Origin of the sequence: Niabella yanshanensis (genome assembly GCF_034424215.1) — a bacterium.
GTDB lineage: Bacteria > Bacteroidota > Bacteroidia > Chitinophagales > Chitinophagaceae > Niabella > Niabella yanshanensis.
In genome coordinates this window covers 3,288,121-3,308,665 of the sequence record NZ_CP139960.1, presented here as the reverse complement: position 1 = coordinate 3,308,665, position 20,545 = coordinate 3,288,121, and the positions used below count along the sequence as shown (strand labels likewise).

Genomic DNA, 20,545 nt, shown 5'->3' with positions numbered 1-20,545 from the left:
AGATAAATGATACCTATTGTTGTTTTGATTGAATAGAACAAAAACCAGGTATGGCATAAAGATGGCTACATTTTTTCATGACAAGAATCTATTTATATTTTTAGGCCTCTCAAAGATAGGCGCATTGACAATATGTTACGCCATTTGAAGACCAGTTTGTAAAGTCTGTGCCTTATCTTATGCATCGAAAGAGCAAAACGCTTTATTGGAGGAGCTGTAAAGGCAGCTTTTGCCACCGTTTACAGCTCCAGCCCGATATTTCCTTCCTGGTCGTTTAGCCAGTATTCTGCTTTAATACCTAAGTTTAGTTACAACGAAATAGTTGTTTCTATAACAGCCTCTATTTATACAAAGGACCGTAAACCTGGCAAGCCCTGTAATCAGCGCCTTCTCCATCCATGCCAAAAGCGCCCCATGCGGACGGACGGAATATGACATCAGGGTTTACATTATGCATAGCCACCGGTATACGTAACATAGACGCCAATGTAATCAGTTGGTCGCCTATATGCCCGTAACTGATGGCACCATGGTTGGCCCCCCAGTTTGCCATCACAGAATATACATCTTTAAACGGACCCAGACCTGTCAGGTTAGGAACAAACCAGGTAGTGGGCCAGATGCGGTCGGTGCGCTCATTCAGCGTATTATGTACTTCATCCGGTAAGTCGATCGTATAACCTTCTGCTATCTGCAGAACGGGTCCCTGGCCTTTTACTAAATTCAAACGGCACATGGTAACCGGCATTTCACCCTTTGTGAGGAAGGTAGAAGAATATCCCCCGCCACGCATATAGTCCCTGTTGGAGGGGCTCCAGGTGGTAGCTGCCAGGCAGGCATCCGCTTCTTTTTGCTTAATCTCCCAGAAGGGCTTCATCGCAGGTTTCCCATCTTTCGTTTGCTGCCCGGTTCCGTCTAATGTAGCGGAGCCTGAATTGATGAGGTGGATAAAACCGTCTGCTGCTCTTCCGTCAGGCTTCCATCCCGATACGCGCTCGGTTGCATCCGGGCTCCAATAGGTGCGCACATCGGCAAAGATCTGTGCCGTATTGGTGAGCAGGTAGTTGAATAACATGGACACACCATTATAACAATCATTTTCTGTTGCTACCATGTAAGGGTTCCGGATACCGTTCCAATCAAAAGAAGAGTTCAGCATGGCTTCTGAAAAATCGCCGTCCGGTAAGAAGTCCGTCCATTGACGCTGCCCCTGGAAACCGGATACAATTGCGTTATGCCCCTGCCCTTCTTCTGCATAACCCATCTCAGCCAGCTTCGGATTACCTTCCATCAGGTCGCGGATGATCATGGTCATCTTGGTCACAAACTCCCAGTCCCTGTCTTTTTCTTTTCTGGATTTTATTTTTTCCTTGCGGTTATAATCCTTGCCTTCTTTACAATTTTGCTTAACCCAGGCTATAGCTTTTTTGTATTCTTCAGGGTCGAAAATATTCAGCTGTATTCTTCTTAGTATTTCAGAAGAATCTACATACTCATTACGCATGCCCAGGTATTCCTGGAAGAACTGCGGGTCGACGATAGAGCCTGCAATACCCATCGATACTGATCCGATAGCAAGATAAGAGTGGCCCTTCATAATGGCCACTGCCATACCCGCGCGGGCAAAATTGAGCAGTTTATCTCTTACATCACCAGGGATCGTTGTATCACCCATATCCTGCACATCTTTCCCATAAATGCCGAAGCAGGGCAAGCCCTTCTGGTTATGCGCCGCTAAAGTAGCCGCCAGGTATACCGCGCCGGGGCGCTCGGTTCCATTAAATCCCCAGATTGCTTTTGGCACGAGCGGGTTCATATCCATTGTCTCCGATCCGTAGCACCAGCAGGGTGTTACAGATAAGGAAACGCCCACATTGCTGGCCGCGAACTTTTCAGCACAGGCCGCAGCTTCTTTAACACCGCCAATGGTTGTATCTGCGATCACACATTGCACCGGTGAACCATCAGGGTATTTCAATTCCTTCGTATATAAGGCGGCCACGGCCCTGGCCATATTCATAGTGGTTTCTTCCAATGACTCTCTTATACCACCTAACCTTCCGTCGATGATCGGACGAATGCCAATTTTAGGATAGTTATTGCTCTTCTTTTTCGTTTTTACTGCCATGACTATTTTTTAAATACTTTTTCAATTTCTTCAACTGATACCCCTAATACCTGTTTTGCTATTTCACTCAAGGCTTGCTTATTCCCGGTAAAGTGATATACATTATGGTTGTGTGTTAATTTCTCTCCTGGTTTCAAAAAGGCAGCGGGAGACACACTTTCGATCTCATAAAACGGACCCATTTGCGTTCCGTCTTCCAGGGGGCCATCATTGTAAGCATTCATAGCGTCTCCGCTGAAAGGCGCTCTGTCGGTGCGCCACTCCTGGTTCAGGTATTTGCCTGAAGGGTTGATATCATATTTTACAATAGTAAGCACATTGTCGATCCCGTCATAGCTTCCCGCAATGTTTTTTACTCTTGCCGGAGGAATGCCCAATTTGCCTCTTGATTTGCCATCGGCTTTAAAATATAAAACACCGTTGTTATAATTGATCCGGTCTTTAGCAATCTCTCCAAAATAATCGGTCGTTGCTACTTTTCCGCTTGCTGTATTATTGTAGGGAATCACAATGGTACAGGCTTCTGAAGGGGTAAACATATCCAGGCTCCACATGCAGGGCGCTCCCGTTTTTTCATCCCATACATTTTGTCCCTTATTGGTAAGACTGTTACTGGTGCGAAACGCAACTGACTTAATATCCTGTGGCAAATTGATACCCAGGTCTGTATTGATATCTTTGGGGGTAATAAGTGATATGGCACGATCCGCCTGTATCTCCAACGAGGTTCCTGCATAATTGGTAAGGGTCATGTTTTTGTTCAACACAACTGTAGCGGCATCAGCAGACTTCAGCGACCAGGTCTCGGTGTCAATTGCTGCCGGCGTTTTCCAGTTTGCAAACTCCATTTTGGCGGCAGGTTTGAAGTAGAGGGAGAACACACCGCCTTCAGGGCCCAGCCATAAGCGATCTTCTCCTCCGTATGCATTCATGTGCGCATCAACCGGACCATCAAATGCTTTGTAGTTTACCCATCCAAAGCTTTTCCCGTTCACTCCGTCAGAAGAGGAGGTGAATACTTTGGCCTGGTACTTAGGTGAAATAATGACCTGGCTTTGTCCGTCTTCGCTTTTGAGAACGATCAGGGAACTGTCCTTTTGTTGCAGAAAATTAACATCGTATCCAAAGCTGCCTTTAGCCATTTCCTTCATGGTATTATTTTCTGTAATGCTGTCTGTTGAAGCGTCCTTCGGTTTTGTTTCGCTGTTGCAGGATAATAGACAGGCTCCGGCTAACAGGGAGATAAAGACACGTTGTATCATTCTTTACTTTTTTTTCATTATTGTAAAATAGCAGCCGCCATTGGCTCCTTATTACTAGTTCACTTCCAGTACACCCGCATCAGGAAGTTTAGGGAACTTCTGGTGTGGCTCGGTTTGGTACCAATATGCCACGGTTATGATATCGGAGTGCTGCGGCAGGTAACGCCCCCCGGATTTCCAGCCCAGGTCTTGTATGGTTACCTTAAGATCTTTATCAAAGCGAATCGGGTCCATAATATGCCAACGATACATACCAAAGCGCATTTGCGAACCATACAGCCCATCGGGCTTTAACACCTGGTGTAAACCGGCGTAGGCAGTGGAATACTCCTGGTACTGACGGGTACGTTTGTTTTCAAAATTATAGGAGCCGCAGAAATAATCTTCCGTACCGGTGCCTACAATGGTTGCATTTTCTTTATCCCCGTCCATAAAGAATTTGATTTCTCCTTCTCCCCACCAGCCGTTATTGGTTACGCCCACGCCCATATAAGTACCCACATAATGACCCTTTCCTTTGATGCCGTCTACTATGGTATGCAGCGAAGTTAAATTAGGCTTGCTCCTCCTGTATTGCGCATGCAGATAAGCCTCGTCGCTACCTACTTCGGTAAGTGCATAATCTACCTGGTAATACAAACGCATGGGTTGACTATCCGTATTTTGCATGGTGATCTTAATATTTTTACGGAATGGCATCTTCCAGTAGCTGTTAAAAGCGCTACCCGGGTTTACCGTCATCGCCAGCGAATTAAGCGGAGAAAACTCATTCCACCCAATTCCAAAAAACGGGCCCACCGGGCTTTCGATAGATGCTTCAGATTCTCCATCATAGTAAACCCTGAAAATAGAAAGGTTGAAATTACCGGTAGGCGTCATCCAGATATGCTGCACAGCACCAGGGCCTGCAATATCAGCCATGGTAAAAGTTTCTCCCGGTTCAATAATAATGAAAGGATTCACCTTCCATCCCTTACCCAGGTCTCTTGCTTCGCTGGCGGCATTGGCTACATTACGTTTGCCTTTGTCTTTAACGGGGTCGGCCATTGCCCCTTTCCCTTTTTCACCTGTAAAATTCTCTGGGCTTATAGAACGGGTTTGGGCATCAGATAAGCGGGAAAGGTTTCCCAGGCTCATATCCAGACCATTAAATTTTCCCTGCTGCGCACTTACAGTACCTGCAGTCATTACAATCGCTAATAATAATAAAATCTTCTTCATGTGGCTTGTTTTTGAAAATGGATTTTTGGCTTGCTTATACGTTTAAGCAAACGTACATGATTAATATTAATTCACCAATTTTTGTTGCATTTTTTATTTGCTGCTTTGGCCTAAAACAATAGACGAGGGTACTATTACCTTCGCCGTTTTGGGTGCTGTGGCATTTATATTTTTTATCAGCAGTTGAACCGCCTTCTCACTGATTTCATTCAGGTTTTGCTTGATATAGGTAATCGTAGCGTAAAAGAATTCAAAAGTATCGCTCTCATCAAAGCTGATAATTCTAAGGTCATCGGGTACTTTAATACCCCTGGCATGAATGACTTTCAATGCCTGCACCGAGATGCTGTTGGTAGCAAATACAAGCGCATCCAGTTCATCTCCCTTTTTCAGCATTTGTGCAATGGCATCCGCCACATGCTCTTTGTAATCAAGGTAGGGTACTTTTTTTAGCCACTCTGATTTGAACCGGGTACCGGCATTTCTTAAAGCATCCTTATACCCCTGGATCCGGTCCTGCATATGGGTTAGCGGCGTATCGTAAGCAATCATTCCGATTTTCCGGTACCCTTTTTCAGTTAATAATTTAACGGCGCTGTACATGGCTTCATGGTTATCGGTTACCACCACATTCGTTTCCACGTCTTTAAATCCACGGTCCATCAACACAAACTTTACGCCCTTCTTTTTCAGTTCTTCAATTTGTGATTGGGAGCCCGCTACCGGTGTAATAATCAAGCCGTCTACCTGGCGGTTTAAAAAGGTATTGATCAGGTTTTGAGATTTGTCCAGCTGCTCATCGCTGCTACCGAAAAGAACGGTATAGCCATTTTTTTGCGCTTCCAGTTCGATACTGCGCGCCAGTGTAGCAAAAAAAGGATTGGAAATATCGGCCACAATCAGCCCGATGGTATTGGTTCGTCCAAACTTTAACCCCCTGGCAATCAGGTTGGGCTGATAATTCATTTCAGCAGCAACTTTTCTCACTTTGCCGGCTATTTCTTCCCCTACCCTGGCCTCTCTTTCCTTACCATTCAGCACGTAGGAAACCAATGCGGTTGAAACACCCACTTTTTCGGCAATATCTTTTATGGAAACTCTTTTTTTCATATCTCTTATCCTGTTTCGCTGCTATTATCTCTGAACTCTGATTATCCTGTCAAAAATACGGGTTAATAACCTGGCATCGTACAAGATTGAGACCTCCTGACTGATCGTAAGCTTTAAATGTACTTCCTGATACATACTCCTGCCGGCACCTGTTTTAAGAAAACCGCTCATTTTTTTCGCAGTACCATCCGGTTAAAAATAAGTTCCGGCGCTGCATCCGAACGAAACATAATGTTTACCGGAACTACCGGTACTGTATTGTGTTTAATATCCACATCCCCGAGATAAATTTCGGTGTCTTTTTTGCCTGCCTGTAAATCAACAGTGCGCCAGTCGTATATTTTTGTTACATCCGCGATCCGAACGCTTATTTTATTAATACCTGCATCCACCTTATTCAGGTACAAGGCATACCTGCCATCAGGAACCTCATTAACATTGATGGTTATGCTGTTGTTGTCTTTATCTTTCACAATGGCATGGCCATCTTTAAAATCGATGCCTCCATTGTAGGTAATGTGCTTTAAAAAATTGGTATAAAAAGTCAATGTATCCGGCACCGATACCTTTGTAAAGGTGTTGGAAGGTGCTTCGCTAACCGCAATGGCTTTATTGGCATAGTACATAGCCACCGAAGAATAAGTTACGGGCCGGTTGTTGACCGGACCATGCTCAATCGTATGCTTAATTTCCTTGCTGAACGGCATTTTATCGCTAAGGAAAAACCGGTACCCGCCTGTGCGGCTCAGAGGAATCGAATAGTCGGTGCAGCCACTTAATGCGGCACCAGCCCTTTCCGTCCATCCTCCCGGCTGAGCATACCAGCCCCCGTTGAAGTAGTCTTCGCTTCCCGTTCCATGCAGCCTCAGCTCGCCGTCGATATAGGTTTGATCATCACCCTCAAAAAATTCAGTGAAATTATTATAATCTCTTCCCTGTGCCTGCAGGATGGTACCTATGTAATGGCCTTTACCCTTGCCCTCCAGGAAAACATAAGACTGCCCGTTAGCCGGTTCGTCGTGGGCCCATTTGGCATAAAACCGGCCTTCGCTGGCGGTTTTCTTCTGCGCTGTGTAATGAACCAGCGTTCTTAGCCGCAATGGCTCCTGCTGTATCTCACTCAGTTTCCTGTACTCCAATGCTATGGTTGCACTTTTTTCAAAAGGCATGGGAATATAGGAATACAGCTTACCCTTAGTTGCACCTACTAATAAACTCTCCATGGCCCGTTGGCCAAAAGCGTAGCCGAAAAAATCTGCTACCGGAACATAAACTGCCGGAGCGGTTTCATCATCCCATGTTATTTTTATATCAGCCTGCTTATAGAGGCCATTGAAAATAGCCGGAGGATCCAGCTCTATACCCGTGATCCGGCCACCGGAGGATATACGTGCAATTGTAGTTGATTCGCCCGGCATCAATTCCATTTCTTTTGCTATTGTTTTAATTCCCGGGTATTTAAAATTGCTGATAGTTCTGTTTTCATCGCTCCACAGGTTGGCTACTTTCCGCAACAAGTTTTTTTGAGCTAACACTCCTGCAAGGTTAAATGTTTCTACCTTGTAGGATGGGTTATACTCGCGGTACTGCACCTGGTGAAACATGATCTTTTCACCCCTGAAAATTATTTTACAACTTTTGGCATAGGGAATAGGAACATAGCAGTAGTATCCACCCACCCTATAAGCATCTACCAAAGGCTTCAGGAATGGCGCTACTTTTCCTGAAAAAAGATCATTGAACCTTATACTTAACCCAGGCTTACTGCTACCATCGAAATAAAAGTCCAGGGTGTCGTTCGTGGGCGTTGGAGTCCATATACGTTCAATGACACCACTTCCCTGTGCATCCAATATAACCAGCCCTTCTTTCTCTTTCCTGATAAACGAATATTTACCGCTAAAGCCATCGTCGTTGCCACCGGTACGATCGTAAGATGATACTTGTTTCACTACGGTTCCGTCAAGATATTGGGGTAGCAGGCTGATATCAGATAAACGCCTGAGTTCACTTTGAAAATTCACCACCTTTTGTGCATTTACAATCAGGCTTCCGATAAAAAGAAAAACTGTAATAATAAACTTCATAATAACTTTTTAATATCCCGGCATTTGCGTCAGATTGGGGTTTTTGTCTATTTCAGTTTGCGGCACCGGCCACAGGTACATTTTTTTACTGAAGCTACGACGCATATTGAATGTTCTTTTATAAAATGCATTGGGATTAGCTGCATCGCTGCTTTTTTTGGTACCAAAGAAATTCATACCCATCATATCTTTGTTCAGATCTCTTTCAGCTAATTTCCAGCGACGCAGATCGTGTATTCTAACTCCCTCACAATTGAACTCCACCCTTCTTTCGCGCTGAATAGCTTCTCTGATTTCCTGTTGCGAACCTCCGGTTAAACCCGGAATGCCTGCGCGTTCCCTTACCAGGTTAATATACTTTAAAATATCCGGGTTCCCAGGATTTGACTCGTTCAAAGCTTCAGCATAACCAAGATAGGCTTCCGCCAGGCGATATAAAATGCCTGGCTGGTAGGTGCTCACATTGTTACGTGGGAAAATTTCCAGGCCGACCCGTTTCCTCACCTCGTAACCATTTTGAGGCGAGTCGAATGTCTTGTTATTATCTCTGCTTCCGTAGAAGAATTCAGCTCTTCTGTTGTCAACACCCAACCAGGCTTCGTTGTAAAGTACTGAAACATAGAAGCGTGGTTCGCGATTACAATACATATTATAAGTGCCGGGCATCGTTACCTGTCCCGCAATTCTGTTGGGTCCTTCTGCTCCTCTCCATTTGGTATTTCTAACTTCTCCTGCTGTGGAAAAGCCGGACTCAGAATAGCCGGATGCAGGATCGGATATCGGCAGTCCATTTTTCGTAAAAAATGCATCTACCAGCTCCTGCGTAACCCCTAATGCTCCATTTCCTCCTATTCCAATAGGTAAATGATGGTACTGCCAGATATTCAAATCCCAGTTATTAGGCCGGTCAAATAAGATTTCGGTATTACCTTCCGAGTAGCGTTTTAAAGACATATTATAGTAAGACATAAAAGGATCTACACTTCCGTCATTATTTCTTTCTATATAGAGATGATGACCCGCAGCCGTAGCTGCATCTATCAGCTCTTTATGGGCCTGGGCCGCCCGGGTCCATTTACCGGCATCATAAGAGCCGCCAAACAATGCTGTTCCGTTCTTATTTACCACGCCAGTATAATCGGGGTTACCATTTAACAAAGGACTGGCCGCATGTAATAGCATCCTGGCCCGTACTGCTAATGCCATTATAGAGGTAGCCCGCCCATAGTTTTCTCCCAGAAGAGGACCACTGTAAGTGGCAGGCAATTTTGTGGATACATCCTTTAGCTCAGTATCAATCCAGTTAACAACCGAATCAACGGGACTTTGAGCAATCATTAGCTCAGCCGACGGTGCATCATTGGGCGTAATCACGCCTGGTTTAAATGGAATAGGTCCATATACCTCTACCATTAACCAGTAATAATACGCATTCAAAAAGCGGGCTTCATTTTTCATCCGATCTACAATTTCCTGCGTTAAGCCTTTCTCCGGCTGTGGCTTAGCGTTCTCAATAAAAATCAGGCCCGAGCGTATGCGCTTGGGTAACTCTACCCAGTAATTGGGATTCCAGGGAGACTCGCGATGCCAGTTGCCGATAGTAAACTCATGCACGTTCTGCCATCCGAATGGCCTCCACTCTTCGGGGATGCACATGTCATCACCCATAATGCTAAAACCCTGGTCTTTCATGTAACCCCACATGGGGCTGGGTATGCCTTGATATACACCGGCCAGCCAATCCTCCATCCGTATCTTATCTGAAAAAATCATGTCCAGCGTCAACTGGTCATCCGGCATCCGGTCGAGGTATTTAGAACAGCCGGGGAAAAATATCGAAGTGACTACTATTATTATGATGATATATTTTCTTGTTTTCATTTCGGAAGTTTTATACAGCAATTATTTAAAGTTGATATTGAACCCCGCCGACCAGCTCTTCATGATCGGGTAACGCAGCCCGTCAATCGATCCGACTTCCGGGTCCCACAGATCAAATTTGGAAAAGGTAAGTACGTTAGAGCCCCGTGCGAAAAGCCTGAAATTGGTCATCCCGATTTTGTTAATCCAGGTTTTGGATAGGCTGTAGCCCAATTCTATATTCCTTAATCGCAGGTAGCTCATATCTCTCAACCACCAGGTAGAAGGCAAGGCGTTGTTAGCTACGCTCGATGACAATCTTGGCCAGAATACATCCTGAGCGGGGTTTTCTGTGGTCCACCGGCTGTCTACATTGGTTAGTATATTTCCAGCTGCTCCGCCTGAAGAACCCGGCAGCCAGTTATCGCCGCCCAGTATGCGGTAAGTATTACCCGCACCCTGGAAGAAAACCCCAAAATCGATGGCCCTGAATCTCAGGTTCACCCCAAAGCCATACACCTGTTGCGGATCAACTGTTCCGCCTATGGACGTTTGATCCAACGGAGTGATCTCTCCGTCGCCATCAAGGTCTTTGTAACGTATATCGCCCGGCACTATCTTATGCACAAATTTCTGTGCAGGAATACCTGTTTTTAAAGATCCGTCAGGATTAAAGTCATCCTGGGTGAATAGTCCCTCCGCTACATAACCCACTAACTGGTTTACAGGCTTTCCTGTAAGAGATCTTGTAGTTCCAATGATGCCGGCGGGCTCGTCTCTTTCTATAATTTTATTTTTAGCGTAAGTATAGTTTACAAGCACCGAAAAGGAGAAGTCCTTTGTAACGGCTTTGTTCCCATTCAATGAAAGATCAACCCCCTGGTTGTTTACCTTTCCAAAATTTGCCCAGATAGGCTTGGCAAAACCCGATGAGCCGGGTATATTCAACCTTTGCATAAAGATGTCTTCCCGCTTGTCTTTAAAGATGTCGATCTGGAAGTCGATAGCCCCTTTCCAGAGACCCAGCTCAAAGCCCAGATTAGACTTCGTGACTGTCTCCCAGGTCAGATTGTTCACCCCTACTTCGCCTTCCGTTCTTCCCAGGCGGAACAAGGTACCATCCGGCCCATACCAGTAGCTGCCGGTATTTTCTATGGTGGAGAGATAGGCAAATCGCCGGTTTCCGCCAATTTCACTATTGCCTGCTTTACCCCAGGAACCCCGTATTTTCAGCTTGGAGATCGCATTGCTCCATTCCTGCATAAATTTTTCTTCAGAGATAACCCAGCCAGCCGCCACCGAGGGAAAGAAGCCAAAACGATTTCCTTTTGCAAAGTTTTCTGAACCGTTGTAACCAAAGTTGAACTCGGCTACATAGCGGCGGTCATACGCATACGAGAAGCGGCCCGACATACCCTGGTAACGAAATGGCAAGGGTTGTCCGTTATTAAAGTTGCGCTGGTTATATAATACCATTGCGTTTACATCATGCACGCTTCCAAAAACACGCCCGTAAGAGATCTGCCCTTCCGTATAAACGCTTTGGGTTCCCCATTCAGCACCTCGCCAGGAGCCGAGAAATTGTTCTCCATTGGTGGTAAGATTCAGTATCAGGTTACCATTCGCATCTCTACCGGATGCAGGCGCATAATAGTCGGGATTTTTAAACCGGATCACAGAGTTTGCGGAAAATTTATCAAAAGCAAACAATAAGCGGGCTTTTAAACCTTTCAGAATAAATTTAAGGTCCTGCTCTAATGTGGTGCTTGATTCTATCCCCTGGTGATACCAGTTTTCATAGCCCCTTTGTGTTGCAAAAGCCCAGGGGTTTTCCCTGAATGGTATCCGTGGAATTTGGCCACCCTCATAAATAGCGGGGTGCACATAGGGAGGCGTCATACTGGCCTGGTAGAAAATATCTACATCTGTTGCCGAACGTGGCGCATCGGCAAGCGAGGGTGGCGGTGGCGAGGCGGGACCATTTTTAGTTTGCAAATATCCGCCCAGCCTGAATGTCAGCAAAGTGGTGGGACTCAGGTTCACATCTACATTGCTACGCACATTATACCGCTTTACCTGTAATGCCGAATTCCATTCCTGCTCAGGATCTCTTTTAATGATGCCCTCTTCATCAAAATAGGCCATTTCCAGCGCATACCTCAGGAAATTATTACCCCCGCTTACGTTCGCATTTGCACGCATATTGCTGGCATGACTCTTAGCTATCAGATCCTACCAGTTGATATCCGGATATAACTCGGGGTCGATCTTATTGCGATAGTTATTAATGATCTCTTCGCTGCGAAATACCGGGTCGCCCGAGTTTTTTTTGTACTCGTTCATAATCTCGAGGTATTTGACTGAGCCTACATATTCGGGCAGCTTTGTAGGAGAAGTTTGTGCACGCTCAAAACGAGCAGTAACTTTAGGCGCTCCTATTTTTCCCCTTTTGGTGTTAATGATGATAACGCCGTTGGCGCCTCTTACCCCATACACCGCACTGGCAGCGGCATCTTTCAAAACAGAAAACGACTCAATCTCTTCGGGGTCAATATTATTCAGATTGCGCTCTACGCCGTCTATCAACACCAGAGGGCGGTTGCTGGCATTTCCGAAAGTGCTGATACCTCTTATCCAGAAATCGGAATTGTTAGCCCAAGGGTCGCCGCTGCGTTGAACTGCTAATACGCCCGAAACCATACCAGCCAGGTTGTTACTGATGGATCTGCTGGGTGTTAGCTGCAGTTGACGGGGAGTAACGGTACTGATAGCGCCTACAACAGAGGCTTTCTTTTGCGTTCCAAAACCCACCACTACAACCTCATCACCCGCTGCAATGACTTCTTCCAAAGCAACGTCCAATACACCCGTTTTAGGTACCGGTAAGGTTTTAGGCAGGTATCCCACCGAGCTAAATTGCAGCTGGGAATTTTCTCCGGAGACGGTGATGGTATAGGTGCCCTGTTCATCGCTGAAGGTAGCATTATCGGTACCCATTTCCTGTACCGTAACCCGGGCCAGTAATTCTCCTTTTTGACTGGATATACGTCCTGTTATTTTCTGGGGTTGTTTCTGAACAAATGAAGAATCAGTAACCTGCGCCCGTAATGATGCCGGTAACCAAATAATGGCTAAAATCAGAACTAAAAGCCATCTCTTTCTAAGACAATACAATGTTTGGTTGACCATGGTTTTTACTTTATTGCAATACTTAATCGTTTAAGCAAAACAAGCAAAAAAATAGTGTTGTATTTTTAATTCCAATACCGTGAAATAAGAAGTTGCAAAATCGTTAGGGGCGGTATGGCTGCTTATTCGTTTAAGCAAAAAAACGATTTTTCTAAGTCTCAACCAAAAGTTTTTAAATAATATTTTGAGGTTCCGGTTGAGCAGGAGCAATCGGCATTCTTAAAAAAGAAACAGCTGCTGTAACACACAGCAGCAAAGAACACTTCTGAATCTGGAAATTGGAGGTTTAAGTTTTGCTGAATACAAGGGAGGAACAGTTTCCCCCGAAGCCAAAGGAATTAGACATCACATGCTTAATTGTCTTTTTTTTCAATTTCACTACCGGCGCAAACGGAAGTTCCTTCATTTGGGTTTCAAAGCGTAGATTGGGAAATACAATACCCCGTTGGATGGCTATAGTAGCGTATACCGCCTCTATTCCGCCGCTGGCGCCTAATGTATGACCTGTAAAGGATTTCGTAGAGCTCATGTCCGGGTAAGCACTTTCAAATAAGGTTTTAATGGCCGTTCCTTCAGCAATATCGTTATTATTGGTTCCCGTGCCATGCAGGTTGATATAATCAATATCGCCCGGGCTGAGACCCGCCTTTTGCAGCGCACCGCTCATGGCCAATAAATTGCCCTTTCCATCAGGTGATGATGCTGTTTGATGATGTGCATCGTTGGCATTTGCCCAGCCTGTAATAGTTACAGTTGGGCGCGTTTGCAGGGCTTGTGCCACCTTCTCAGATACCAATACTACGTAGCCCGCACCCTCCCCCAGGTTAAGTCCCCGGCGGTTGTCATCGAACGGCTGGCAATACTCACCATCCAGTATCATTAGTGTATTAAACCCATTCAAGGTAAAACGGGTCAGTGCATCAGTACCCCCTGCGACCACCACGTCCAGCTTATTTTGTCTGATTAACCTGGCTCCCAAAAAAATGCTGTTAGCAGATGACGAGCAAGCCGTGCTGATAGTGGTAACAAAATCTTTTATACCCAGCGCGTCAGCCGTGATCTCTGTTACGGCACCACATTCATGGCTGACCACTTCCCGCAAGTGCCCGCTGCCATTATCTTTTAGAAAGCGCTCAAAAAAATCTTCGGTTTTATCCATTCCACCCACCGAGTTGGCAGAAATAAAACCGGTACGCCAGTTGGCAATATCAATACCAGAACTTGTCAACGCCTCCCTTGCCGCTACAGTACTCAACAGCGCCGTCCGGCTGGTATGCGCAGGCAACCCGGCAAGGGCAGCCAGATCCTCATTGCCGAGCTTTACTTCTGCTACCGGTAAACTGTCTTTGTGAATGGATTGCAAACGCTGCATCGCCTGCATCCCGGCTTTGCCGGAAGTGAGGGACTCTATATTCTCCGCAACATTGTTTCCAATAGCAGAGATAACACCTGCGCCAGATATGTAAACAGGAGCTGGCATTAATTCGCAGCGCCGGCTTGTTGTTCCAGTATATAATCAGCCATCGTAGTTACAGAACGAAAGATCGTTTGTCCTTCTTCTGCATTTTTTAGCTTGATATTATATTCCTGTTGCAGCAATACAATCAACTCCAATGCATCAATTGAGTCCAGGCCTAAACCTTCTACAAAAAGCGGGTCATCGTCTCCGATATCTTCCGGTGTTTTGCCACCCAGGTTGAGCTGCTTTATAATTTGTTGCTTTAACTGGTAAATCAGTTCTTTCTTATCCATCAGAAATTCTTCTTTAATATAATTTTTATTTACACAATTCCGACCTATACACCTCATTACGCCTGACATCCTACATGTAAATTATCGGCTGTAAAGTTAAGACCATTCTCTTTTCCCCGCTCTATTAAAAAGAACCGGGCATCGTATTCGTCGTTTTCTACATCCACCCATCCGCAGATACAGGCTTTAATGCCCTGGTATTGCATCAGGTTATTCACATAAAACACCATCCAATCTGCATCAAACTGTTCACTGATAAAAAAGGCGTTCTCGCCCTTAAATCCATACCGGATACTTATTTCTCCGATAACAATATTCGGCAGGGTGTAAACAAAAAGGGAAGGACTGGGAAAGGATTTAGAAGATTCAAAATAGTTGATATCTGCTTCGATGCTGCCACTTCGGTTGGATAAAACAATACCCAGTTCACCCGGCTGATAAGCTGTTGTATCAAAATCCTTTAATAAAATATGTGTAGCGGCAATACCCAGCTTACAAAGCGCATCCATTTTAAAAAACCTGGGGTAATCGATCTCCAGCTTTTCGTAAAGGGATGAAAAGAGATCGGAGGAACCGTCAGACATAAAGACTACATGATCACCCGATTGAATGGTTCTATTGCGAATGCAAACACCGCCTGAAATATATGTCTCCTGATGCTTCAAACTCAATACTACTCCGGATCTTTAAACCCATTATTAATGTAAGTGATGCTGTCTCTTAAATGAATGGTTTTTGCCAGTTTCTTTAAAGCCGTATCGTGATTCTTTACATAATCATTCTCCAGGTCCCAAACATAACCCGCCAGTACTGAACATATTTTACGTTTGATTTCAGGATCCTGGTCATCTGCGAAAAAGATGGTATCCAATGTTCCCTCATACCAGGCCATTACATAGCTACGGAAGGTATTTACGCCCTGCATCATAATATCCATGTATTCCTTATTCCAATCTACAGCTTCGCCTTTTAACTTTTTCACTACCAGTTTGCCGGCAATCTGGCTGGATACCGTTGCTAATGTTACGCCGGATGAAAATACAGGGTCGAGGAACTCGGTTACATTACCGGTTAATACAAATCCGTCGCCATAAAACTTATCGGTAGTTGAAGACCATGATTGCAATACCCTTGGTTCAAACACCAATTCGGCGTCTTTCATCCGCTCTGCGATATAAGGCTGCGACGCAATGAGCCCACGCATAATCTCTTCCTGAGTCCCTGTGAATTGTTCAAAGAATCCGGGATCGGCCACATAACCGACAGACGTAATGCCGGTAGAGAACGGGATCACCCATATCCATACGGCTTTGTCGTGCACGATAATCGTAATACGATCGGGCTCGTCATCCATAGAACGTTTGGTATCAACCAGGTGTGTAAACACCGCTTTACGCGGCGGCAGGTTAGAAGGACGTTCCATTCCAAATAATTTGGGTATGACGCGACCGTAACCACTTCCGTCAATTATAAAACGGGCAAATATTTCCCTTGTGTTGCCGTCCTTATCTTCAACCGTTGTGGTTGAAGTGCCATCCGGATGGAATTGTATGGCTGTAACACCTGTTTGGTATTCAACAGGAACACCCTGGCTCTCCACTGTTTTCGCCAGCGTATGGTCGAAGTCTGCGCGAGGCACCTGCCAGGTCCAGCCCCATCCGTCAGTAAACTGGTCGTTAAAAAAGTAGTTGCATATTTTTCCCTGTTTTTCGAACTTGGCGCCGTTCTTTTGCTGGTAGCCCCTTGCCTTCACGGCATCCAGGAATTTTGCTTCCTCCAGCGCTTCCATACATCGCGGTAACAGGCTTTCTCCAATCACGAATCGCGGAAACTCCTGTTTCTCCACGATCTTAACTTTATAACCGGCCTGGTTTACAATGGAAGCGGCCACGGTACCTGCAGGACCGGCACCAATTACAAGGACATCTACTTTTTCGGGTTGCATAAAATGCGTTTGGTATTAAAATTTAAAGTTCGATATTTTTAGCATTCGAAGCAGATGGATTTAAGCGGCTTTTAAAATTATTATCAACATCTGCATTTCTGTCGTCAATTGGTTATTTACGTTTTTTACATTTCAGTAAAGTGTGGCTTAACCCGATACCACTTATCTCCTCAACAATGTCAAAGCCTGCCCGGTCGATTGCTTTTTTGAAAACACGGCTGTCGTACATCTGGCTATTACCATTTGCTATAGCAGTAAAATAGATGGATAACTGCTGAATACAAAAAGCGGCTGTTTCAAAACGCTGATTATCCCAGAACGCTTCTAAAATATAAATAGCGCCTTCCCCGTTTAATGCCTGTCCGCAACGTTCCATGATAGAAATAATTTCATCTTCTGAGAAACAATCCAGGAACTGGCTCATCCAAACTGCATCATAGCCGGGAGGAAACTGTACCGACTCATCCAATACGTTTGCCGGGTAAAAATCTACACGTTCAGTAAGCCCCAGGTTTTCAATATTCTTCCTGGCCATTGCAGCCTGCCCCGGCAGGTCAACAATGGTAATGCGCACATCCTGATCAAATTTTGTGGAAGCTAACGCCCATTTTCCTGTATTTCCGCCAATTTCAAGTAATTTTTTAATATGGTTCTCCGGCTTGTAAATATGTTTCAGCACTAGGGGAAAAGCAATATCTGAAAAGAAATGATCATACTCGAACCAGCTTTTTTGCTGTTGTGGCTGTAACTGAGAAAGTCCTTCGTACACAGTGTTCCAGCTACCCAGCTCTTTCAATCCTGCCGGCTTACCGGTATCAATGGCCTCCTCAAGGTGAAATAAACCTTTATAACAGATGTCCTGCACAAAATTCATATTTACGTTGGTAAGCGGGTCGTGTAAAATAAAATATCCGGTTTTCGCCAGGTAGTATTTTCCATCTTCATCTACCGTTACCATTTCCATTCCAAGTCCTGCTTCCAATAATACCCGGGTTCCGTATTCAGGCACTTTTGTTTGTTCTACGATTCCGGCAAGATTAATACCTGTTTTATGGTTTTCTATTACTTTTAAAATGCCTTTATCTCTTAATAACCTGGCCACCTGGAATACGATCGGACCATGTGCAATAACCTGTGCATGGTGTTTAGCGTCTATAGCAGATCTCTTGTCTTTGGCGTAAAAATTCGTCATTTATTGGTTTGTTATTTCTTTTCGTTTTTAAATCCAATCCTGTTTCGGTGCTTCCATGCTTCTTCTTTTTCCTTTTTCTCTACCTGATCGTCCAGCATATTTTCAATGGCTTCGTATATCTGACTCAATTGCGCGTCATGTACATCAATTCGCTGATGTAATTCTGTTCTCCATTCTTTTAACTGCTCCATTAGATCCTTTTGCTCTAACACCAGTTGTTTTAATGCTATAAAAGCTCTAATGATATTTATATTCATATCAATAGCTTTGTCTGAGTTTAACACAGCGGCCAGCATTGCCACTCCATGTTCCGTAAAAGCAAATGGCGTATATTTAGAATGTTGTCCCCTTCCAGTCTTTAAGGCCGCAAATTGCGACCTTAAAGAATCATATTCTTCTTTCGAAAGTACAAACATAAAGTCGGGAGGAAACCGTTTAATATTTCTTCGAACAGATTCCTTAAGACGCTTGTTCTCTATTTGATACAACTCCGCCAGATCAAAATCGAGCATTATCCGTAAGCCCCGTATTTCATGAATTTTATTTTGTATCAATGATATTTCCATAATTGTTCTTCAAGATATCGGTTAATATAGCTCTCAATTCTTCTCCCACACTACCGCTGCATTACACCCGCCGAAACCAGATGCTGTTTTCAGACAGGTCTTCAACTCACTGTATTGCAAAGTACTACAAACGTTTATATTTTCAGCAGTACCCGGGGTTTCAAAACCTTTAGTAGGAACAATTACATTTTCTCTTAATGCATGTACACTGATCACGCTTTCTACAAGCCCGGCGGCGCCCAGGGTATGACCATAGTATCCCTTCAAACTGTTTACAGGAACCGATTGAAGTCCTGCCAGGTTAATTGCCTTACTCTCCATATCGTCATTGTACAGTGTTGCAGTACCGTGTAACGATACAAAGTCTATTTGTCCCGGTTCGCTTTTGGCCTCTTTCATCGCCTGGTCTATGGCCATAAACAATTCCTGGCCGGTTCTTGACGGACCTGATATATGATTGGCGTCGTTACTAATACCCCCGCCTTTTAGTTCAACAGCGTTCTGAGATGGCTGATTTGTTGAAAGAATCATCGTAGCCGCGGCCTCGCCCAGGTTGATCCCCTTCCTCGCTGCATCAAATGGACGGCAAGGCTCATCGCTTACCGCCTGGAACGATTGAAATCCAGATAATACAAACCGGGTAATTAAATCGGCACCGGCCACTATAATATTTTCATAAAGTCCTGCCTGCAGCATCCGTTTAGCAGTGATCAGCGCAACCAAGCCGGAAATGCAGGCATGAGAAACGATTAACGGCTTTGCGATAAAGCCAAAATGCCGGGCAACTTTTTGTGCTGAAGAGCCGAGACTGATCTCCTTTTTCAAAGAAGGGCTGATCGCATTGTCCTCAAGTAAACTGATATTTCCTTTTGTAGAAGAAATGATCAAACCCGTTTTCCTATCTGCCGGACGAATACCCGTATGGCTCAACGCGTCTTTTATGGATAAGGCAAGCAGGGTTTCGAATCTGGTAAAAGACGGGATGGTGTTTTGCTGCCAAAATTCATCTGTAAACAAGGCGCTATAAAACGCTTTCGGACTTCTGGTTCCCGCCTCATGCAGCCTCACATTGGTATGTCCTTTTGTTATTTCTGAGAAATTACCCGCTGAAGACCATCCAAATGGCGACACGATACTATCTGCAATCAGGAAAACCGGCTTCATAATTCCTTATTTCTGCACTACAACAATTGTTGTTTTTTCCACTCGAGGAAAAATGGCGGGTTATTTAATAATAGGGTTTGTGTGTCTTTGTCTAAAAAAACCTGCGTTGTGGTTCCGGTAGCCACCAGGCTGCCATCCGACTTCTTATATAATTTATAGCTGAAGATTATTTTTGCAGCCTCACAGGGATGATAGGTAGACTCTACAATTACTGAATCGCCGAATTTGAGCGATTTCTTATAATTGCATTCTGCATGAACGATCGGTACTACTACATTTTCTTTGAAAAAATGCATATATCCAATGCCGTATCGCTCGCCAAAGGCTTCACGTCCATCTTCAAAATAGCGAACATAGTGGCCGTGCCACACAATACCCAAAGGGTCGGCTTCGTTAAAACGAATTAAAACCTCAACGGTATGACTGAGTGTTTTCATTAATTAGACTTCCATTTCTTGTACTCAGATTTTTCGATCTGATCAATTATTTTCTTGAAACCGGTAGCCCAATAGTTTCTAAAGCTAAAACCTGATCCTAAAGCACCTTCCATGCGTTTGGTCATTAATACCTTGCGCGTTTTGATATCAAACAGCGTTACCCAAAGAGATAATGCTTTTTTTGTTTTACTCATTCCTTCCACTACAAACACGAGGCCTGTTCCTGTTTTAGAGCCTCCGTTAAAGCTGCTGATCAGGGTTTGGATATCTTTTTCACTGAGCCTGTTGAAATCGTCAGAATTGGTTGATAACAATTGATTCGGATCGGCTTTTTCATTTCTTTTATCAGTGTAACTTAAATCATTGGCCAATTCGGCTCTTCTGAATGCTTTTGCTACGTCGTACTTTTTATACTCGTTAATGATCAACGCATTAATTCCAGCAAACTGCCGCTCCACAATATCCCTTGGGTTGGCATTGGGATCTCCCATCAGCCTTGCTTTGGTAAAGTCAATTCCATAATAAAAAATAGGTGTTTCGGTGTTATTCAATACCTCCGACAAGGTTTGAGCTTTCACGGTAATGCCAAAGGTTACAACCATCAATAACAATAATAATTGCGATTTCATTTT

General features: G+C 44.5%; 17 protein-coding genes. All 17 read right to left on the bottom strand.

The annotated features are described in order from the left end of the window. Positions 1 to 340 precede the first annotated feature (340 nt). Entirely contained in the window at positions 341 to 2,128 is a 1,788-nt protein-coding gene (locus U0035_RS13800) for an L-fucose isomerase (protein ID WP_114790352.1), read from the bottom strand. 2 nt (positions 2,129 to 2,130) lie between these two features. Further along, a complete protein-coding gene (locus U0035_RS13795) occupies positions 2,131 to 3,390 on the bottom strand; it encodes a DUF6786 family protein (protein ID WP_114790351.1) in 1,260 nt (419 codons plus the stop codon). A gap of 54 nt (positions 3,391 to 3,444) precedes the next feature. Further along, positions 3,445 to 4,611 (bottom strand): glycoside hydrolase family 172 protein, encoded by a 1,167-nt coding sequence (locus U0035_RS13790; protein ID WP_114790350.1) that lies wholly within the window; start codon positions 4,609 to 4,611, stop codon positions 3,445 to 3,447. A 93-nt stretch (positions 4,612 to 4,704) separates the two neighbouring features. Then, positions 4,705 to 5,721, bottom strand: a complete 1,017-nt coding sequence (locus U0035_RS13785) for a LacI family DNA-binding transcriptional regulator (RefSeq protein ID WP_114790349.1) — start codon at positions 5,719 to 5,721, stop codon at positions 4,705 to 4,707. Positions 5,722 to 5,888: 167 nt separating this feature from the next. Beyond that, positions 5,889 to 7,808, bottom strand: coding sequence for a glycoside hydrolase family 172 protein (locus U0035_RS13780; protein ID WP_114790348.1), 1,920 nt, complete (start codon positions 7,806 to 7,808; stop codon positions 5,889 to 5,891). A 9-nt stretch (positions 7,809 to 7,817) separates the two neighbouring features. After that, the gene (locus U0035_RS13775; RefSeq protein ID WP_114790347.1) at positions 7,818 to 9,689 is read right to left on the bottom strand and encodes a RagB/SusD family nutrient uptake outer membrane protein; all 1,872 of its coding nucleotides are present in this window, start codon (positions 9,687 to 9,689) and stop codon (positions 7,818 to 7,820) included. Between the two features lie 21 nt (positions 9,690 to 9,710). Further along, the gene (locus tag U0035_RS13770; protein WP_262510827.1) at positions 9,711 to 11,894 is read right to left on the bottom strand and encodes a SusC/RagA family TonB-linked outer membrane protein; all 2,184 of its coding nucleotides are present in this window, start codon (positions 11,892 to 11,894) and stop codon (positions 9,711 to 9,713) included. Positions 11,895 to 11,900: 6 nt separating this feature from the next. Next, positions 11,901 to 12,857 carry a TonB-dependent receptor plug domain-containing protein gene (locus U0035_RS13765; protein ID WP_211316388.1) on the bottom strand — a complete coding sequence of 319 codons (957 nt, stop codon included), beginning with the start codon at positions 12,855 to 12,857 and terminating at the stop codon, positions 11,901 to 11,903. A gap of 286 nt (positions 12,858 to 13,143) precedes the next feature. Next, on the bottom strand, positions 13,144 to 14,337 hold the full coding sequence (locus tag U0035_RS13760) for a beta-ketoacyl-[acyl-carrier-protein] synthase family protein (RefSeq protein WP_114790346.1): 1,194 nt from the start codon (positions 14,335 to 14,337) through the stop codon (positions 13,144 to 13,146). Then, complete coding sequence (locus U0035_RS13755) at positions 14,337 to 14,609, bottom strand: phosphopantetheine-binding protein (protein ID WP_162817812.1); 273 nt, start codon at positions 14,607 to 14,609, stop codon at positions 14,337 to 14,339. The genes U0035_RS13760 and U0035_RS13755 overlap by 1 nt, the downstream gene beginning before the upstream one ends. Positions 14,610 to 14,665: 56 nt before the next feature. Further along, on the bottom strand, positions 14,666 to 15,280 hold the full coding sequence (locus U0035_RS13750) for a beta-ketoacyl-[acyl-carrier-protein] synthase family protein (protein WP_162817811.1): 615 nt from the start codon (positions 15,278 to 15,280) through the stop codon (positions 14,666 to 14,668). Between the two features lie 2 nt (positions 15,281 to 15,282). Then, positions 15,283 to 16,554: an NAD(P)/FAD-dependent oxidoreductase gene (locus U0035_RS13745; protein ID WP_114790344.1), complete on the bottom strand. Its 1,272-nt coding sequence runs from the start codon at positions 16,552 to 16,554 to the stop codon at positions 15,283 to 15,285. 112 nt (positions 16,555 to 16,666) lie between these two features. Next, positions 16,667 to 17,746, bottom strand: coding sequence for a methyltransferase (locus U0035_RS13740; RefSeq protein WP_114790343.1), 1,080 nt, complete (start codon positions 17,744 to 17,746; stop codon positions 16,667 to 16,669). A gap of 11 nt (positions 17,747 to 17,757) precedes the next feature. Next, the gene (locus U0035_RS13735) at positions 17,758 to 18,312 is read right to left on the bottom strand and encodes an ORF6N domain-containing protein (protein ID WP_114790342.1); all 555 of its coding nucleotides are present in this window, start codon (positions 18,310 to 18,312) and stop codon (positions 17,758 to 17,760) included. Positions 18,313 to 18,345: 33 nt separating this feature from the next. Beyond that, positions 18,346 to 19,476 (bottom strand): beta-ketoacyl synthase N-terminal-like domain-containing protein, encoded by a 1,131-nt coding sequence (locus U0035_RS13730; protein WP_114790341.1) that lies wholly within the window; start codon positions 19,474 to 19,476, stop codon positions 18,346 to 18,348. A 17-nt stretch (positions 19,477 to 19,493) separates the two neighbouring features. Beyond that, entirely contained in the window at positions 19,494 to 19,913 is a 420-nt protein-coding gene (locus U0035_RS13725; RefSeq protein ID WP_114790340.1) for an acyl-CoA thioesterase, read from the bottom strand. Next, positions 19,913 to 20,542: a hypothetical protein gene (locus tag U0035_RS13720; protein ID WP_114790339.1), complete on the bottom strand. Its 630-nt coding sequence runs from the start codon at positions 20,540 to 20,542 to the stop codon at positions 19,913 to 19,915. Before U0035_RS13720 ends, U0035_RS13725 begins: the two co-directional genes overlap by 1 nt. Positions 20,543 to 20,545: the final 3 nt, after the last annotated feature.

Excerpts from the sequence above, each read along its gene's own strand:
- U0035_RS13800 (WP_114790352.1), bottom strand. The coding sequence starts at position 2,128 with ATGGCAGTAAAAACGAAAAAGAAGAGCAATAACTATCCTAAAATTGGC.
- U0035_RS13795 (WP_114790351.1), bottom strand. The coding sequence starts at position 3,390 with ATGATACAACGTGTCTTTATCTCCCTGTTAGCCGGAGCCTGTCTATTA.
- U0035_RS13790 (WP_114790350.1), bottom strand. The coding sequence starts at position 4,611 with ATGAAGAAGATTTTATTATTATTAGCGATTGTAATGACTGCAGGTACT.
- U0035_RS13785 (WP_114790349.1), bottom strand. The coding sequence starts at position 5,721 with ATGAAAAAAAGAGTTTCCATAAAAGATATTGCCGAAAAAGTGGGTGTT.
- U0035_RS13780 (WP_114790348.1), bottom strand. The coding sequence starts at position 7,808 with ATGAAGTTTATTATTACAGTTTTTCTTTTTATCGGAAGCCTGATTGTA.
- U0035_RS13775 (WP_114790347.1), bottom strand. The coding sequence starts at position 9,689 with ATGAAAACAAGAAAATATATCATCATAATAATAGTAGTCACTTCGATA.
- U0035_RS13765 (WP_211316388.1), bottom strand. The coding sequence starts at position 12,857 with ATGGTCAACCAAACATTGTATTGTCTTAGAAAGAGATGGCTTTTAGTT.
- U0035_RS13760 (WP_114790346.1), bottom strand. The coding sequence starts at position 14,337 with ATGCCAGCTCCTGTTTACATATCTGGCGCAGGTGTTATCTCTGCTATT.
- U0035_RS13755 (WP_162817812.1), bottom strand. The coding sequence starts at position 14,609 with ATGGATAAGAAAGAACTGATTTACCAGTTAAAGCAACAAATTATAAAG.
- U0035_RS13745 (WP_114790344.1), bottom strand. The coding sequence starts at position 16,554 with ATGCAACCCGAAAAAGTAGATGTCCTTGTAATTGGTGCCGGTCCTGCA.
- U0035_RS13740 (WP_114790343.1), bottom strand. The coding sequence starts at position 17,746 with ATGACGAATTTTTACGCCAAAGACAAGAGATCTGCTATAGACGCTAAA.
- U0035_RS13735 (WP_114790342.1), bottom strand. The coding sequence starts at position 18,312 with ATGGAAATATCATTGATACAAAATAAAATTCATGAAATACGGGGCTTA.
- U0035_RS13730 (WP_114790341.1), bottom strand. The coding sequence starts at position 19,476 with ATGAAGCCGGTTTTCCTGATTGCAGATAGTATCGTGTCGCCATTTGGA.
- U0035_RS13725 (WP_114790340.1), bottom strand. The coding sequence starts at position 19,913 with ATGAAAACACTCAGTCATACCGTTGAGGTTTTAATTCGTTTTAACGAA.
- U0035_RS13720 (WP_114790339.1), bottom strand. The coding sequence starts at position 20,542 with ATGAAATCGCAATTATTATTGTTATTGATGGTTGTAACCTTTGGCATT.